Annotated in this window: 18 protein-coding genes; 10 read left to right on the top strand and 8 right to left on the bottom strand. The window is 45.1% G+C overall.

What is annotated here, in order from left to right; all coding sequences use genetic code 11:
• Positions 1-28 precede the first annotated feature (28 nt).
• Positions 29-481, bottom strand: coding sequence for a DUF1569 domain-containing protein (locus ABIE50_RS25805; RefSeq protein WP_209865317.1), 453 nt, complete (start codon positions 479-481; stop codon positions 29-31).
• A gap of 132 nt (positions 482-613) precedes the next feature.
• On the opposite strand from ABIE50_RS25805, the gene ABIE50_RS25800 reads away from it, so the two are divergent.
• The gene (locus ABIE50_RS25800) at positions 614-1600 is read left to right on the top strand and encodes a GlxA family transcriptional regulator (protein ID WP_209865315.1); all 987 of its coding nucleotides are present in this window, start codon (positions 614-616) and stop codon (positions 1598-1600) included.
• The gene (locus tag ABIE50_RS25795; protein WP_209865312.1) at positions 1597-2349 is read left to right on the top strand and encodes a sterol desaturase family protein; all 753 of its coding nucleotides are present in this window, start codon (positions 1597-1599) and stop codon (positions 2347-2349) included. Before ABIE50_RS25800 ends, ABIE50_RS25795 begins: the two co-directional genes overlap by 4 nt.
• Positions 2350-2353: 4 nt before the next feature.
• Here the strand turns inward: ABIE50_RS25795 and ABIE50_RS25790 are convergent, their stop codons facing one another.
• The 4 genes from ABIE50_RS25790 to ABIE50_RS25775 all read right to left on the bottom strand — a co-directional run bounded on the left by ABIE50_RS25790 (position 2354) and on the right by ABIE50_RS25775 (position 6413).
• Positions 2354-3250 (bottom strand): helix-turn-helix domain-containing protein, encoded by an 897-nt coding sequence (locus ABIE50_RS25790; RefSeq protein ID WP_209865309.1) that lies wholly within the window; start codon positions 3248-3250, stop codon positions 2354-2356.
• Positions 3251-3315: 65 nt separating this feature from the next.
• Complete coding sequence (locus ABIE50_RS25785) at positions 3316-4077, bottom strand: SDR family NAD(P)-dependent oxidoreductase (RefSeq protein ID WP_209865306.1); 762 nt, start codon at positions 4075-4077, stop codon at positions 3316-3318.
• A gap of 136 nt (positions 4078-4213) precedes the next feature.
• Positions 4214-5296 carry a hypothetical protein gene (locus tag ABIE50_RS25780; RefSeq protein WP_209865303.1) on the bottom strand — a complete coding sequence of 361 codons (1083 nt, stop codon included), beginning with the start codon at positions 5294-5296 and terminating at the stop codon, positions 4214-4216.
• A 40-nt stretch (positions 5297-5336) separates the two neighbouring features.
• On the bottom strand, positions 5337-6413 hold the full coding sequence (locus tag ABIE50_RS25775; protein WP_209865300.1) for a helix-turn-helix domain-containing protein: 1077 nt from the start codon (positions 6411-6413) through the stop codon (positions 5337-5339).
• Positions 6414-6473: 60 nt separating this feature from the next.
• On the opposite strand from ABIE50_RS25775, the gene ABIE50_RS25770 reads away from it, so the two are divergent.
• Complete coding sequence (locus ABIE50_RS25770; protein ID WP_209865298.1) at positions 6474-7001, top strand: barstar family protein; 528 nt, start codon at positions 6474-6476, stop codon at positions 6999-7001.
• Here the strand turns inward: ABIE50_RS25770 and ABIE50_RS25765 are convergent.
• Positions 6988-8121 (bottom strand): acyltransferase family protein, encoded by a 1134-nt coding sequence (locus tag ABIE50_RS25765; RefSeq protein ID WP_209865293.1) that lies wholly within the window; start codon positions 8119-8121, stop codon positions 6988-6990. The genes ABIE50_RS25770 and ABIE50_RS25765 overlap by 14 nt on opposite strands.
• 169 nt (positions 8122-8290) lie before the next feature.
• Between ABIE50_RS25765 and ABIE50_RS25760 the strand changes: the two genes are divergently transcribed.
• The 4 genes from ABIE50_RS25760 to ABIE50_RS25745 are packed head-to-tail and all read left to right on the top strand — an operon-like array spanning position 8291 to position 11229.
• The gene (locus ABIE50_RS25760; RefSeq protein WP_209865291.1) at positions 8291-9238 is read left to right on the top strand and encodes a hypothetical protein; all 948 of its coding nucleotides are present in this window, start codon (positions 8291-8293) and stop codon (positions 9236-9238) included.
• Between the two features lie 50 nt (positions 9239-9288).
• Positions 9289-10236 (top strand): hypothetical protein, encoded by a 948-nt coding sequence (locus ABIE50_RS25755; RefSeq protein ID WP_209865289.1) that lies wholly within the window; start codon positions 9289-9291, stop codon positions 10234-10236.
• 20 nt (positions 10237-10256) lie between these two features.
• Entirely contained in the window at positions 10257-10841 is a 585-nt protein-coding gene (locus ABIE50_RS25750; protein ID WP_209865286.1) for a hypothetical protein, read from the top strand.
• A gap of 31 nt (positions 10842-10872) precedes the next feature.
• Entirely contained in the window at positions 10873-11229 is a 357-nt protein-coding gene (locus ABIE50_RS25745; protein ID WP_209865283.1) for a VOC family protein, read from the top strand.
• 79 nt (positions 11230-11308) lie between these two features.
• On the opposite strand, the gene ABIE50_RS25740 is transcribed toward ABIE50_RS25745, so the two are convergent.
• Positions 11309-12061, bottom strand: coding sequence for a hypothetical protein (locus ABIE50_RS25740; protein ID WP_209865280.1), 753 nt, complete (start codon positions 12059-12061; stop codon positions 11309-11311).
• Positions 12062-12505: 444 nt separating this feature from the next.
• On the opposite strand from ABIE50_RS25740, the gene ABIE50_RS25735 reads away from it, so the two are divergent.
• Positions 12506-12868, top strand: a complete 363-nt coding sequence (locus ABIE50_RS25735) for a S41 family peptidase (protein ID WP_209865277.1) — start codon at positions 12506-12508, stop codon at positions 12866-12868.
• 82 nt (positions 12869-12950) lie between these two features.
• Here the strand turns inward: ABIE50_RS25735 and ABIE50_RS25730 are convergent, their stop codons facing one another.
• Positions 12951-14132, bottom strand: coding sequence for a vWA domain-containing protein (locus tag ABIE50_RS25730; protein WP_209865274.1), 1182 nt, complete (start codon positions 14130-14132; stop codon positions 12951-12953).
• A gap of 143 nt (positions 14133-14275) precedes the next feature.
• Between ABIE50_RS25730 and ABIE50_RS25725 the strand changes: the two genes are divergently transcribed.
• Both ABIE50_RS25725 and ABIE50_RS25720 read left to right on the top strand, forming a co-directional pair.
• Entirely contained in the window at positions 14276-16108 is a 1833-nt protein-coding gene (locus ABIE50_RS25725; protein WP_209865272.1) for a tetratricopeptide repeat-containing sensor histidine kinase, read from the top strand.
• Positions 16074-16826 (top strand): LytR/AlgR family response regulator transcription factor, encoded by a 753-nt coding sequence (locus tag ABIE50_RS25720; protein WP_354028173.1) that lies wholly within the window; start codon positions 16074-16076, stop codon positions 16824-16826. The genes ABIE50_RS25725 and ABIE50_RS25720 overlap by 35 nt, the downstream gene beginning before the upstream one ends.
• Positions 16827-16904: the final 78 nt, after the last annotated feature.

Below are 16904 nucleotides of genomic sequence, written 5' to 3'. Positions count from 1 at the left end.
TTAACAAGGTGGTAAATCAAAGCACGCTTTACGCATTAAACTGCCGCAGGTGATGATCAAAGTGTTTGTATACGAAAATGCCGATTTCATCCATCTTCATTTTGCCGAAGAAATCGTGGATAAAGCCTGGATTCGAATAGTACCCATATGCAGCTACCTGTTCTGCCCATATCCTTTTCTCCAATTCTAAATCTCCTGTCTTTTCTTTGGTAAGGAACGCGGGGCCGGATGGCATGCCTTTTTTCATTGGCCTGTCGTTGTTTACCATGCCTTTTAGGGCCATTTTACCAAAGACCCTTCCGAGGAGCCCTTGCGTATAGGTAGTATGACCTCTTCCTAACATCCAGTTGTTCCATATGGTGCAATGTTTCGTCATCTGGTAAACATTCATTTTACCCCATTGCGCAGTATGTTTTCCGGTCAGTGTGTTAATCCTGCTGATGATTTCTTCTCTTGTTGCGTTATCGAATATTGTTTTCATAATAACTTTTTTTGATTGCTGATGTAAAATTAGGGAGGGGCTGAAAGGTCATCACTGTGCAAACGTGACATTGAGCAGTGCATTTCGTGCCATTTTTTTGTATATTTTTGAGGAAGCAATGCAGCACCAGTTATGAAGCATATTTCGATAATTATATATAAAGATGTATTGCCAACGGCAGTTTCCAACACCACGGCGCTGTTGATGAGCGCCAATGAAGCCGTTGTAAAAAGAGGCGGGTCCGCTCCTTTCCAGGTGGAGCTGATTGGGGCGGGGAGTAAAAATGCACAGCGGGAGATACCTGTGCAGTTTTATTGCAGCAAAACCATATCGGATGATTTTGATACAGATATTGTGATCGTTCCGCCTATGAGCACAGGGCCGGGGAATATCGACGAATTACTTTCCAAAAACGCGAAGCTGATTAGCTGGATCAGGCAGAAATACGACGAAAAAGCGCAGGTGATCAGTCTTTGTACCGGGGCTTACTTCCTGGCAGAATGTGGCTTACTGAACGGAATGCCGGCTACTTCCCATTGGGGAGCCATAGAAGACCTGCAGAAGAGATACCCGTTAATCGATTTTAAAGCCGATCATGTTGTCACCTATTCAGCATCCATTGTTACCGGTGGGGGCGGGTTTTCTTCATTAAATGCCTTGTTGTATTTTATAGAGAAAAACTGTGGCAAGGACATCTCCATAGAATTAAGTAAATTTTATGCCCTGGATTACGGGAGAACTTCACAAAGTATTTTCACCATTTTTTCAGGCCGGCGTCTTCACAATGATGATGAAATACATAAAGCCCAAAGCTATATTGAGAAGAAGTTTGAAACAGATCTTTCCGTAGAACAGATTGCACGGCAGGTGAATATGAGCAAGCGCAACTTTATCCGCCGGTTTAAAAGCGCCACCTCATTAAGCCCTATTGAGTTTATTCAGCGGATAAAAGTAGAAGCGGCCAAGAAGGCCTTTGAAGATGGGGAAACGAATATTGCCGCCATTACTTATAAGGTGGGATATAACGATTTAAAAACGTTCAGGACAATATTCAAGAGAATTACAGGATCTACGCCGGTGGAGTACCGGAACAGGTATAAAACCCAGGCGGCGGTATGAATATAATGGAGGCATTAAAGCAGATAACTGTCATACAACTTATACTGCTCAGCATAGTAATAAATCTGTTCCTGTTTTTTTTATCTGTCGGCTGCTATATGCTGTTCAGCCGGTTTAGCCGGAATACGCCTTTACAGGGCGGGTTGCAAAAAGTGACCAGCGGGGATATTCGTTTATCGGTGTTGGTGACGGGGTGTAACGCCCTTGTATTTATTGTGGGCTATTCCTTGTGGCAAAGGGATATACTGAGCGTAGGCGATAGCGCCAATGTATTTCAGATCATTATGGAGGTGATTTTTCTTGTTATCGCCATGGACTTTTTGATGTACATTTTTCATCGCGTAGCTCATCTTCCCTTGTTTTATAAACTTTTTCATCTCCGGCATCATCAGCATGAATCCACCAACGCTATCAGTTTATTTGTACTACATCCTGTAGAAGCGCTGGGTTTTGGAGGCTTGTTTGTATTGGTGCTTTTTATTTATCCATTCTCTTATCCTGCTATCTCCATTTACCTGTTTATTAATTTACTTTGGGGCACCATAGGTCATTTAGACAAGGAGATCTTACCAAAAAGAATCTCCGTTTTACTGCAATCAGGCTTCCTGGGCACCACCAGGTTTCATAATGACCATCATAAGTTGCCCCATTATAACTATGGTTTTTATACAGTGCTATGGGACCGGATTTTTGGTACCCTGTTTCCCGGTAATGCCGGTGAAAAGGCGGGCGGTGGGCATCGTGGATGATCTGCTAATTCTGGTTCCTGAAATGGCTGGGAGAAAGTCCTGTTTTATTTTTAAACAGCTTGGTGAAATGGGAAGGATGTGCAAAGCCAAGGTCATAGGCAATTTCACTGATGGGTTTTTCGGTGCTCCACAATAATGTTTTGGCTTTGTCTATAAGTTTGAAGTAAATATGTTCCTGTGTGGTGTTGCCGGTATATTTATTCAGCAGATCCGACAGGTAATTGGGAGACAGGTGAAGTTGTGATGCAAAATATTTTACATCCGGCAAGCCATTTTCAATTAATGATTCCTGGTTAAAATAATCTGATAGCAGCCTGTCGAATTTCTGTACAATATCATTCCCGGGCTTTGTTCTTGTCAGGAACTGCCTATCATAAAAGCGGGTGCAATAAGCAAAAAATAACTCCAGGTTGCTAATAATCAGGTGGTAGGAATGTTTGTCGAGGTTCAGGGCAATTTCCCGCTGTATATTCCTGATACATCCTTCCAGGATCACCTTCTCCGAATCGGAGATATGCAGCGCTTCATTGGCATCGTAGCCAAAAAAGGAAAGCTCCGTGAGTTTACGCCCCCTTGGATCTGCATTTAAAAAATCGGGGTGAATATACAGGCCCCAGCCTTCCATCACTTTAATATCCGGATCGGGAGATAAAGCCTGGTGGGGTGCGGTAAACATCAGGGAGCCTTCCGCGAAATCATAATTGGTACGGCCGTACCCGAAATTTCCCTTTATTATTTTGCAGGAAGCAGCATAGAGGTTCAGCCTGTATACATCGCCGGGTTGCCTGTGGGAGCGGTCTATTTTAGCCAGATCAACAATACTGATCAACGGATGCACCGGCTTCTCACAGCGAAAGAATTCGTGCAATGCTGAAATGGATGGAATATCTATGTATTTCATGTTTAGTAAGCGGGTTTGCTATGTTAAATTAACGCTTTTTGAAAAGCCGTGCATCCGGTGGCCGATCATATAACAATGCCGCCGCTAACCTCGATACGTTGTGCATTCAAGAAACGGCTGTCGTCTGAAAGGAGGGAGGCCACAAAAAGACCGATGTCGTCTGCCTCCCCGAGGCGGCCGAGGGCTGTCATATCAGCAATTTGCCGGCGATGGCTTTCGTCGCCTTTTCCTCCTCCAAATTCCGTATCAATAGCACCTGGCGCTACCGTATTAACGCGGATCTTCCTGTCGGCGTACTCTTTGGCGAAGTACCTGGTTAATGCTTCCACGGCAGCTTTGAGCGCCCCATACACTGCCACGCCCGGAAACGCGAATCGTGCCAGCCCGGAGGAAATATTTATGATCTGCCCGCCATCGGCTATCAGCGGGATCAGCCTTTGTGAAAGGAAAAACACCCCTTTGAAGTTTACATTCACCAATTGATCAAAGATCTCTTCGGTGGTATCCCTGATAAGTGTACGTTGGGCTATTCCTGCATTGTTTACAAGGTAGTCGAAGTTATCCCGGTTCCATTCATTCTTAAGCACCTGCTGTACCTGGCTGGCAAAATCGTTGAAGGAGGCTACATCGGCGGAGTCCCATTTCAGGGCAACGGCTTTACCGCCATTTGCCTTGATCTCATTGGCTACTGCTGTTCCTGCTTCCGGGTGACTGTTATACGTTAGTATTACGCCTATGCCACGCTTGGCTGCGTTCAGTGCTATACTTTTGCCTATGCCCTGGCTTCCGCCGGTGATAAGGGCAACTTTTTGATTGTCTGTGCTCATAATATTCGGTTTTATGAACACAAAATTCGGGTTGTTTACAGGCACCGGCTTTTACATCTTAGGGGAAGATTTATACTTTTCACTGATTTTTAGACAGGGCAGCGCATAAGGATATCCTGTGCGCCTTTATGCTTGTTTAACGCGGCTCCGGCATATAGATGAGCTGCATTTGCACACTATCATCTCCCAGCATTCCTTTAAACCGGAGGTTATGACTATGGCCCACAGGCATTAAAGTACCGTCAAACCGGAGACTGAATTTTTTGGGATATCGCCATTGAGTACTGATACGCTGTGTTTGCGGATCATAATGGTAGGTGCCTATATACCTGTTGTTATAGTGATTGAACTCCAGCACCATATCATCCTGCAGATCCATGTATATAGCAGTGAGCACACTGTCCCTGTAGTTGCCAGCCTGTTGGGGAATATTATTAACAAAGAGATCAATGACCTTGTATTTGCCAGTAAACTGCGGATGCTTATCAGGATAATGATAGGTAAGCAGGAGGATAAGCGGAAGCAGCAGGATGATGATGCCGGCAGCCTGGTGTGTTTTTTTTCCTGTATTCCATTTTAATATATCGGGGGAGATGTAAAAGAAGAACTCTGTTAACACTGTTTTATACTGGTATAACAGGTAGATAATCCCGGACATGAGCACAATAGCGTGCACTAATACCCATGTATGGAGATGATAGTATATGTCGATAAGGATGATATTAAGCAGCACCGGCACCAGCATAATCAATCCCAGCAGGCGGGTACGTTTGAATAACAGCATGATGGAGCCCGATATCTGCGCAAGGGCAATGGTAACTGTAAACGGGTAAGATCTTCTGAAATACGCCCAGGTGAGGGTTTCTCCATCGAGATTGTTGAACGGCAGATCAAGTATTCCAAGAGGTACTACCATCTGGAGATGGAAGATCTTTTGCCAGCCGAAGGAGTAGAGATCAAAGGCCAGCAGGAAGGTGATGATGACATTAAAAGTGCTTAGTATCCCGCTGATGTGGCTTTCAGACTTCCGGTACCGGAAATAATAAATGATTGCGTAAGAAAGAGCGCCCGGCAGCATCAGGAAAGACAGGAGCCATATGAACGGGGCAGGCGCCCAGCCTGATGCGTAACGGGACAGCATGCGGTATAAAACAAAACAGGCGATGAATCCGGTGAGTGTGGCAGCCAGCATAGCCGGCCCAAATTTTAGTTGCTTCATAGTATTACGTTTTCTGCAATACTAGCTACGGTAGAGGGCTTTACTGCCCGCCTGCATCCATCCGTACCACTAAATCCCTGAATTCCCGGGGTGTCATACCCACCATTTTTTTGAATGTACTATTGAAAGTTGTTTTGGAATTGAAGCCTGCATCAAAGCCGATGGCCAGTATGCTTAAATGCAGGTGCCGGGGAGATTGCAGCAATTCTTTTGCCTGTTCTACCCGGAAGTGATTGATATATTGATAGAAGTTTTTTCCTATTTCCTTGTTTAGCAACCAGGATAGTTCGTGTAGCGACAGGTCCAGTTTTTCAGCCAGCTGTGGCAATGAAAGCTCCTGGTCAGTATACAGTTTTTCATCCCGCATCAGTTTATCCAGTTGTGCTTTCAGTACTGCTGTTTCATTTTCGTGTAGCCGTGGTGGTCCGGTACAGGTATCGGCGGAAAGTGGCTCCGGCGTAGTTAGCGGTGGAAATATATTGTCTTGTTTGAGCGCATAATAGCAGGAGAGATAGATGGCTGCCAGGTAAATAACATAAGAAAAAGAGGCGCCGGCAGCATACCGGAAGAATGAAGATAATAGCTGGTTAATGATCATGATACCGGTGAGCAACATCAGGTTTTTTAGCCAGGAAAGATCTGAGGGGCTGGTATTTGCGGTGAAGTTTGTGATGTGTTGCCCATGTTTCCGGAGTTGGAGGTAGCCGGAAATCCAGTACAGGATGATCTGCAATTTTATACTTAGTCCTACTACGATTCCCATCCATGGCGGCAGGTACCGGCTTGCCCCAAAGAGTATGGGAAGGAAAAGTAATGCAGGGATAAAGTGAAGCAGGTCATTTTTCCGGAAACGATAGTGGATACTGGTGTAATGGAGGATGGCAAAATAATGCGCCGGCGCCATGGCAAACCGGGTCGACTCCATTACCGGGACCAGGAATGGCCATTCATTGCCGGTATTGGTTTGGCCGGCAATAAACCCCAGCATGGCAAAGCCTGCAAAAAGATAGAAAATTCCCATCCAGCGGTTGGCAGCGGTGTTGATTCCCTTAACATCACTCAGCAGGATAAATGCCAGTAAGAAGATGCTGCCGCAGCCCAGGTAAAATAATAGCAAAGCCCGGTGTTTTCAGGAAAAGATGCAACGGGAGGAAAATTCCATAAACCGGTATACAATATGTGTCGGATAACTGTTCCATACTTCTCAACAATAGTGATTTCCAATGCCGGCCCCTGGCAGGTACCATTCCCGGGGACAGCCATTCTTTCCCTTATCTTTATAAAAGATAAAAGGAAAATATGCATGGAGAAACAAATAGTTATTAATGGAGATGTGATCATCGATATCCCTTCCTTTTACAGGGAAATAAACAGGGTATTCATGAGCGGGGAGAACTGGCAGTTGGGGAACAGTCTTGATGCCTTTAATGACCTCCTCTATGGCGGATTTGGGGCCATAAAGAGCAATGAGCCGGTAAAACTGATATGGAAGAATATGGAAAAAAGCCGGCAAGCCCTGGGTTATACTGTTACGAAGCAATATTATGAAGAGAAGTTGCTGCCGGGTTCTCCTTTTAATAAGGAGCACTTTCGTGAAAAACTGGCTGCACTGGATAATGGTACCGGGCAAACTTATTTTGATGTATTGATGGAAATTATTGCGGAGCATCCCAATATTGTCCTGCAGCCGCTTAATGAGGAATGATGTCTGAAGCCGGTAAGTCTTCAACAGGGGCCGTTTTCTTCTTTACATTTTTCACAGCCGCCCTGGTAAGCCACTCCCTTACCGGCTCATCATAAAAACGCAGCGCTATATACCCCAGTAAAACGGATCCCACGAATACAGCAGTGGCGGAAAGATATATGTCTGTTTTACCCGGCTTCACGGTAGCCAGGTAATTACCAAAAAGCCATACCGCCCATATATGGGTCATGTAAAGGGGATACGACAACCGCCCCGTGAATACGCAGAAACGGCGTATCCAGCCATGGGCAGTGGTGCCGGCGCCGAGCGATAGCAGCAGGGGAAAGGCAAGCATTACCAGTATCATTTCAGTGATCCAGTCGTTGGTATAGTGAGGGAACATAAATATACCCAGCAGTAAAATGCCCAATAGCAGGAAATTCAACCGGTTTGGAATAACCAGGTTAAAACGATAAATGGTTAGTCCTGCCAAAAAGGAAAAAGTTACCCTTGCAAATCCATCGGTAAAAGTCGGGGAATCCCAACCGGTGATGATCCATCCCCTGTACCTGGCAACTGCTGCGATCCATATGGCCGACAGCGACAGCAATACCAGCAGCCAGCGTTTGGAGATACGTAAGAGCACCAGCCCGTAAACGATATTAATAATATACTCCATGAATAGTGACCAGGCTGGCGTATTATAAGGGAATAACCCGTTAAATCTTCCTGGCAGCCAGGGGAAGGGCAGCATCAGTAAGGAACACAGGAAGGCCAGTATTATTTTCCCTGTACCTGCTTCCGCAATGGAAGCCGGACCAATAAAAGGATCGAAAATAAAGCCCAGCAAGCCAATCACACTGCCCCAGATCACCATAGGATGCAGGCGTATTAAACGGTTACGGAAAAAAATACGCAGGCCAAGTTTTGGCGCACGCTCATCATAGGCATAACCAATCACAAAACCCGATAGGCAAAAGAAGAAATCCACTGCCAGGTAACCATGCCCGATAGGGCTTTTAGTGTAATCAGGAGTGATGAATTCATACAGGTGGAACACTACAATGGAAAGGGCTGCAAGCCCTCTCAAACCATCCAGTACCTCAAAATGCTGCTTGGATTTTAACAGGCTGTTTTCCATAACGTTTGTTAAAATAGCCTATGAGGTGAGGAAAGAAAAGTTACAGGTAAAATTGACATAGTATTGGTGAAGAATATATCATATAGCAGCAACTTCCATGAAATTTTGTTTATATTAAAAAGGAAACGGACCGGTTTTGAGGTAAAGGTCATATAAAAGAAAGAGAGGAATGATTGTAAAAATTAATGCTGTAGCTGATGCAGATCTTTTAGCCATGGATGCCTTAGCCATCACAGTAGTGGCTATAGAAGGAGCATTGAGCCTTGATAAGATAGCGATATTAAATCAGTACCTGCGGAAGAACGGACAAATAACCCTTGTGTTGGTGGTGGATCCCGGCGTGCCGGGGAAGGACCGGCATTTTACCAACCTGGATATTATCGCGCAACTGGATAACTTCCGTTATGTAAAGCTGCTTTGTACCGGCGGGCAGCCCCTTGAAAGCCTGGAGCCGCTGGGCCGCGCCGGTACACTGGAAATGCTCCGTTTAAATGGTTTCTACAAAAAGGATATCGGCCTGGAACCATTACTGGCCTCTAAAGGTTTGAGGGTGCTGGAACTGGAGTATGGCATTGCAGATAAGCAGCAGTCCGCCGTTGTTAATCAGCTTACAGGGTTACATGAGCTGAAGGTTTCCCGCCTGGATGCAGGGCAAATGAAACCGAATAACGGGCTTACAGATCTTACTGTTACCAATACTTTGAAACAGGCAGCGATGCTTGCAGCAGTATACCCCCATATCAGCAGATTCAGTATCAGTTACGCTAAGGGAGTTGAATCTTTTGATTTCCTTACTTCTTTTGAAAAACTGGAAGAATTATCTATCGGGTATACAAAAAAAATCAATCATCTCCCGGTTACAAAAAATCCGCAAAACATCCGCTCCCTGGCATTCCTGCATACCTCCGCGTGGACTGATCTCCGGCAGGTATTTCAATATGAGAACCTGGAAAGCCTGGTGGTTACAGAGTTTACCGGTATCCCGGTAAGTGAGGTAAGCATGCTGGGAGAATTAAAGAAACTGAAAAGAGTGGTCCTTAATTTTAAAAAGGAAACAGATCAGCAGCAGTTTGAGGAAATAGCTGCCAGATACGGATGGCGCACGGATATATTATAAGGTGTGATTTTACTTAATTTAGCAGCCATATTCACTAACCCAAATTCAGCATGAATAAAAGATCAGTCGTCCTTTATTGTTTCATTTTAACCTCATTGAGCAGCTGCGGACAGGCTAAGACCGGGCAGCAAGTACCGGTTACCAGGTCTGTATATAACAGTATTTCCCAATCTGTCAGAACATTTGACTACAACCCAACTTACCAGGTACGTTTCACCAATGTATCCTGCTCTTACGAGATTTTTGTTAACGATATGCTGGTCACCTTCTCTTTTAGCCCAGGTAATACTGCCGGGGAGCAAAGTGCGGATATCCCTCAATATATCCTTAAAAGCGGCCCGCAGGAGCTAAAAATAAAACTTTACCCCGAGGCTGGGGGAGATGGGAATCCCGGTAATGCTTTTAATGATAACTCCTCTTGTACTGCCAGGATTGTACACGGTGATTATGAGAAAAATATCCGGGATAATTATAAAGAAGTATTAAAGATCAAATCTCCGGTATTGAACCCAGGAGTACCTGGCCGGGAACTGAAAGGCAGTTTCACTGCGAAGGTTCCATATACGCTGCAGGGCTGGAGTGCCGGGGCCGACCTGAAGCAGGAAGATAAAGCGGCTTTAACAAAGGAAGTTGTGGCGGTTTATCAGCAGTTTATCAAAGCCTTTGAAAATAAGGATGTACCGGCAATTGCGTCTATGATCTATAACCGCGAGAAAGAAATTGCGCAGGCATTTTTCTTTGTGCCCGGTAAGCCCAACAGCTACGACCAGGGATGGGAGAAACTGGAAAAGGAAGTAACGGCCATTAAAAGTATTCAGCTGGTTAAAGGTTATGAGCTGCGCTATTCAGGAGATGGCAAAGTAGTGGCGCTGCTGCAACCTAAAGGAACGGATCGCGATTACCCGGCTATAGAAGCAGAAACAGAGGATAAATATTCCTATTACGCATTATACCTGTACCGGCCCGCACCAGGATCGCCGCTCCGGGTTATACGTTAATCCCATAATGCAAGATTTTTATGAACAATGCAATAATATTGATCCTTCTTTTTGTGCTCGGGCTGATCCTGGTCACTATTAAATTAAAGACCGGTAAGCAACGGCTGTTGTTATGGCTGGGTATTGTTGCAGGTATTCCCATACTGTTGATACTTTGGTATAAATGGGCGGTATGGAAGGGGGAAAAAGATCTGGCAGCGGCGGAGCTGCAATGTAATGAAAAGACCCTCGTAGATGAATTAACCCTTTATTTCAGCGATTTTAAGTTAGCCGATTTCAGGGACAGCGCATTTACCATCCACCGGAATGCAGCAGGTATAATGCTTGATAGCGGAAGGCAGGCGATTGTTATTGATAAGAAAGAAAAGAACCGCGCCTGGGCCACTTACTTTTACAGGCATCCTTTTGCCACCAATGATGTATTGGAGATCCGGTTAGGGAAGAGGAAATATGTGCTTACTGATTTCAGGCTTACTGTACTTGCACACGGGGTTATGCTGGGCGCGCCGAAGGCTCATGGATGTATGATTGGCAATGCAAGTATCAACGGCAAACGTACGCCTTTTGAGCAAAATATGTTCATCAGGAGCGAAGACCGGTATTAGGGGTTATATATCTTTTTCTTAATTTTATTAAATGATAAACCTGTCTTTAGTTGTTATAAAAACAAATAAATTACACAAGCAATCTGAGTTTTATTCAAGCCTGGGCTTTCAGTTTGAATACCATAAGCATGGTAATGGCCCATATCATTACGCCAGTGTTGGTGAGAAGCCTGTTTTGGAAATTTATCCGTTGCCTAAAGGGACTGAAGTTGCTGATCATACAACAAGGCTGGGGTTCGTTGTTGATAATCTGAGCCAGACTATTCAAACCCTTATTGATATAGGGGTTAAAATAATTTCTGAGCCTGCACATACAGAATGGGGATATACAGCCGTTGTACAGGATCCTGATGGAAGGAAGATTGAACTTACAGAAAAAGGGGAGTAAAAAAACAGCGGTACTGGAAACCTTTTTATTGTTTGTTTCCGGTACCGCTGACAGCTACCTGTATACTAAAAAGCAGTATTTAAAATTTAATCAACAACTTTTCCGCAACCAGCTTATTATCTTTATAATATTCAAAATACCAATCCCCGTTCTTCTTCAGCACTATTCCATTAGATACGCCATTATTGGCAATGAAATATTCTGCTACTGAGGTTTTCAGCAGTGTTAAAACTATTTTTGGGCTGGTATCAATTAGCTGGTACCCATTGGCTGTTGCCTGTGCATACAATGTACCTGCAGCTTCTTTAGCTTCCGGTACCGGTGTTGCAGCAGCAGGCGGAGGAGGCGGCGCCGGGGCGGCGGCAGCGGGTGCTGCCACTTGCTGTGGCCCGGCAATGGCCGTTCCGTCATACGAATACGGAACATCATTCAAGGAGGTAAAGGCATCTCTCAGGGCAAGGTTATAGGCGGGAGCGAACTCTTTCTCCCTGCTTTTACCTTCTTTACTTTTGAAGATGATATTGCCCTTGCAATCCTTCAGTAAAAGGGTAAGATTGGTAACAAACAACCCTTTTTTCTGCACTACCTCGGTGTTGAGCGCATTACACCTGTTGCCGGCTATCTCTTTCGGTATTTCCGAATTGTCGAAATAAACGGTGAATCCTTTTTCCTCAAGCAGCGATTTAGCCACGGTGTTTAATCCATACTGGTTGTCTTCTTTGGAGAAGTTGAACCTTTCAGGCACCAGCACGTATTTGTAGTTATTGATAGTTCCCTGGGCATACCCGGAAAAAGATGCGAATAAAAGAAATAATAAAGTGTATCCTTTCATATAGGTTTTGTCTTCTGATTTGGACGAAAATATACGAAATACTTGTTAAAACCAGTACAAATCAGCTAATTATCTGTCAGCCTCTGCAGCTCATCGTCTTACACTCAACTATTTCTTTTTGCTATGAAAAATATTACCCGGTATTCTGTTTGTAGTATATGGATGATGATCATCTTTGTTTGATATTTGTGCTGCTATGCTCGGCGAGTTGTTCAACAAGCATGTTGCGCTTATTAACCGGAATCAAAAGTATACTGACAGCGGTTATTGCAGTGCCCTATCCTCACAATTTTAATTTATTGAAAGAAAAATACCTGCCGGATATTATATCCCGGGATATTATATCGTATGCTTTTCCGGATCAGTATGGATACCTGTATATTCCTTCATTCAGCGATGGACTGACGCTGGCAGACATTGATATCACGTTGGAAAAACAGGTACATGTTCAGGCTCCCCCAGGCCAAATACCTGGAAGCCAGGAATAGTATCCTTGCGGGCAAACCGCTGCTGGTACTAACAAACAGACGATGCTTCAGCTTCTGCAATGATTTTGTAATGTATATGTCGGAGCTGCCTGATGTACTTGTAATAGGAGATCAGACCGGTGGCGGGGGTGGCACCCCATTCAACTATGAGCTGCCCAATGGCTGGAGGTTGAAATACTCCGCTTCTATGGCTGTTTCCGCGGCCGGCCTGAATATAGAAGACGGGATTGCCCCGGATTACTTCGTTTCCAACAGTCTGGAGGATGAAAGTAAAGGGAGGGATGCTATTTTTAAATTTGCATTGGAACACCTGCAATAGTTAATACTGTAAAAGCCGCTTCCATTAGCATTAAACCAGTAGTTTAATGCTAATGGAAGCGGCTTTTGGGATTAACAGGTATTTATTTTTCAGCTGTATATCCTTTAGTAGTGGCTACCCGGATGATGGACTGGTTGATCGCAGCGCCCAGGTCATCAGTCGTATTGTTGTTCTTCATCGCTTCATCAATATATTTTTGTCTTTGTTTTCCCAGTGCGGCCATCTCCTTCTGAATACTATCTCTTTCCCTGCTTTTGGCCGCCACCAGCGTTTGCAGTTCAGCAGGGCTTTTTTCTCTCAGTTCCCCGGGTAATTCATTTTTGCTGATGTTCTTCAATACCTCAGGATCCTGTTTGGCGCGGTCTACCAGGTCCCAGCTATCATTTTTGTATACTGATTTTGATTTACTCACATAACGTTCTATGGAGTTGGCGGAAGAAATATCCCGGGCATTCTTATCCTGTATTACCTGGTTGTTTTTCTTTGATTCCCCATGGGCGCCATAAGCGATATAGGTTTTATTGATGCGTACATTACAGGCTTCAATACGGCTGTCGTACGGTGTTTCAATAAAGTCCACCTTCCGGTCGGAGTCAATATTGAAGTACTGGCCCTGGCCTTTGTCGGCCCCGTCTTTCCAGTTGGTGGCAATGCCTTCCCGTTTACTGCCACAGTAAATAGTGTTAATGAAGATACTTTTACGGAGTGCCTGTTCCGTGGCAGTTCTGTAATTCACCGGTCCCTGGGTGAAAGGTTCGTTGCCTGCAATATAAATGAGTTTCATGTCTGCCTCATCATGTCCCCATTCGAGTGATTTTACGGCGGCGTTGATGACCGCGCCGCAATATTCAGATCCGCCATTGGTGCGGAGGGAAAACAGTTTTTCAGAGATGAGATCGAGATCGGTGGTTAACGGGGTTACCTGCCGGATATAAGCAGATTCAGGAGAAAGGCCATCATTGCCATACTCATATAATGAGATTTCAATTGCGGGTGTTTTACCCTTATACTTCAAAGTGGTAAGGGTATTGATAATATTCCATAATCTTGATTTGGCCTGGTCTATCAGGCCGTCCATACTGTTAGAAGTATCCAGGAGTAAAGCTACCTGTATACGGGTATTGTCTGCGGCGGAAGGAGAAGCAATAACCGGTGGAGGGGCAGCTGTTTTATACTCTTTTTCAGGGAGATGTTTTACAGAACTGTATTTCCATACCAGGAAACCGGATACCAGCAGGGCGCTGGCGAATAGTGTCGTTTTCATGATGTTTGATTTAGAATGACGCCATGAAAATAAATGGTCTTTCCCCACCGGGAGGGCGCCACTTGGTGAAATACCGGGTTGAATGGGTGAAATGGCGTCTGCCCCGTTCTGAAAAGTCTTATTTTGCAGCAGAATCAATGATCATGGCACGTTACTGTATTTGCATACTTATCTTGACGGGGTTGCTGTGTGCGGGCGGAATGGCTGTGGCACAGGGAAAAAAGGGAAGTGCGTACCCGGTATCCAAAGCAGCAAGGGATCTGAAAAAATCACTTTCCAGGGATGATAACGATCTGCAAACCGCCATTCATTACGAGGCGCTGGCAAAAGAGCTTACCGATAAGAATGAATATGCCAAGGCAGAGGATTATCTTAAAAAAGCGCTGGAGATCTACACCCGGTTAAACCACCAGGATGCAGCAGCGGCAGGCCGGGCACTGGCGAAGGTGCAGGAGATGCAGAACAAAATAATACCGGCCATAAAGAATTACCAGTCGGCCGGCGACCTGGCCGTCGACAAAAGCCTGGAGAACGTGAACTTCAACGATGCTAACCGCCTGCGTAACACCAACCCGCAGGTACAGTCCAGTTATGCTCAAACCAATGCCGCCATTTTTGAAAAGGAAGGGAAGAAAGACGAAGCGGCAGATGCCTACAAACAACTGGGCAACAGCCAGCTGCTGCAAAACAATACCTCCGATGCTATTGTGAGCTTTAAGAAGGCGCTGGAGAAAAGCGATAACGCCCGGGAAATTGCCGCCATCAGTAAAAAGATCTCCGGGGTTTATGTAGCCGGTAACAATATTGATGAAGCCATCAATATAAATGAAGCCATCCTGGAAAAAGCAAAGCAGCAGGGGAATATTGAATTGCAGATAGACCAGATACAGGAACTGGCCCGGTTGTACACCAGCAGGCAACAGCCGGAAAAAACGGGTAACCTGCTGGAAGAGGCTTATGTACTGGCATTTAAAAGCGGGAATACTTCAAAAACAAAAGACTGCCTTCTTGCACTGACGCAATACTACCGGGAGCAGCGGAAAGAAGCCGTTGCCCTTAAACGGTATGATGATTTCCTTCATAACCTGGATACGCTTATCCGTACAGACAGCTCCCTTGTGGACGCCAGCCTGTTCGATATTACAGAAGAAAAGATCAAAGACCTGGAAAAGGAAAAGGCATTGCAACTGGCGCTGATCAATAACAAGAATACGCTTAACTATTTCCTGATCGCTTCTGTTATGGCAATGGTAATATTGTTGTTCTTCATTGTCCGCTCACTGCGCGCCATCAAGGTCAAGAATAAAAAAATTGCCCTGCAATCACTGCGGCGCGAGATGAACCCGCATTTCATCTTCAACAGCCTGAACAGCGTGAATCAATATATTGCGGAAAACAACGAGATGGAGGCCAACAGGTATCTTACATCGTATTCCGGCCTTATGAGAAATGTGATGGAACATTCCAATAAGGATTTTGTTTCCTTATCCGTAGAGGCAGAGCAGCTGAAAAGCTACCTTGACCTGGAGCAGCTGCGCTTCAGTGATAAATTTGTGTATATAATGGATATAGATGAAGCCCTTGATACCGATGCGGTGATGATCCCCAACATGCTGATCCAGCCCCACCTGGAAAACGCGGTATGGCATGGGCTCCGGTATAAAGCCACGAAAGGGCTGCTCCGGGTTACCTTTCAGAAGCAGGCGCATTGTATACGGGTAGTAATAGCGGATGATGGCATCGGGCTAACGGAAAGCCATAAACTAAAAACAGTTCACCAGAAAGCGCACCAGTCCAGGGGTATTACCAATACCATGGAGCGGATCAGTTTACTGAACGATATTTACCACCTGGATATCCGGATGCAGATGGAGGAAATAACAGCGGATGGCGTTACCGGAACAAGCGTGGTACTGCAACTTCCCTTAATGGATAAGAATGATGTTAACAGGAAAAATCACTTCAGTTATCGTTGAAGACGAAGCCGCTGCTCTGGCAGCCTTGCAAAACTATCTGGGGAAATTTTGTCCCCAGGTGGAAGTAACCGGTACGGCCCAGAACAGCAGGGAAGCCATCGCGTTATTGCATGAGCTGCGCCCGCAGCTGGTATTCCTTGATGTGGAAATGCCTTTTGGCAATGCCTTTGATGTGTTGGAAGGATGCCAGGACCTGCAGTTTGAAACTATTTTTGTAACGGCTTTTTCAGAATATTCCCTGAAAGCGTTGAATCAGAGCGCTGCTTATTACCTGTTGAAACCGGTGAGCATAGAAGAACTGATCCTGGCTGTAAATAAGGTACAGCAACAGTTACAGCAGAAGCACTGGCTGAACAGGAACCGTATCATCATGGAAAATGCCAGGGAGAATAATCCTGGTATGCAACAGGTGATCCTGCCTACACTGGATGGATTTGATGTGGTAAAGATGAATGAGATAGTACGCCTGAAAGGGAATGGTAATTTTACAGACGTTTATTTGACCAATGGCAGTAAGAAGATGGTATGCCGTTTTCTGAAGCATTTTTCTGAGATGTTACCGCATCCGTTTGTGCGGGTGCATAAATCGCATATCATTAATATCCATTACGTGCAATCGTATCACAAGGGTGCCGGCGGCTATGTAAACCTGAACGACGGCACCGCGGTGGAAGTGTCGCCGGCGTATAAGGATAACCTGTTGAAAGCGTTTCAGTAATAGTGCTGTTGCGCATAAATCACACCAGCGCGGCTATATTTTTCATATACAAAATATTAGCGGTTGCATTTGCCGGAT

This window comes from Chitinophaga sp. OAE865, from assembly GCF_040546735.1.
GTDB classification, from domain to species: domain Bacteria; phylum Bacteroidota; class Bacteroidia; order Chitinophagales; family Chitinophagaceae; genus Chitinophaga; species Chitinophaga polysaccharea_A.
This window is presented reverse-complemented; position numbering and strand designations above follow the sequence as displayed.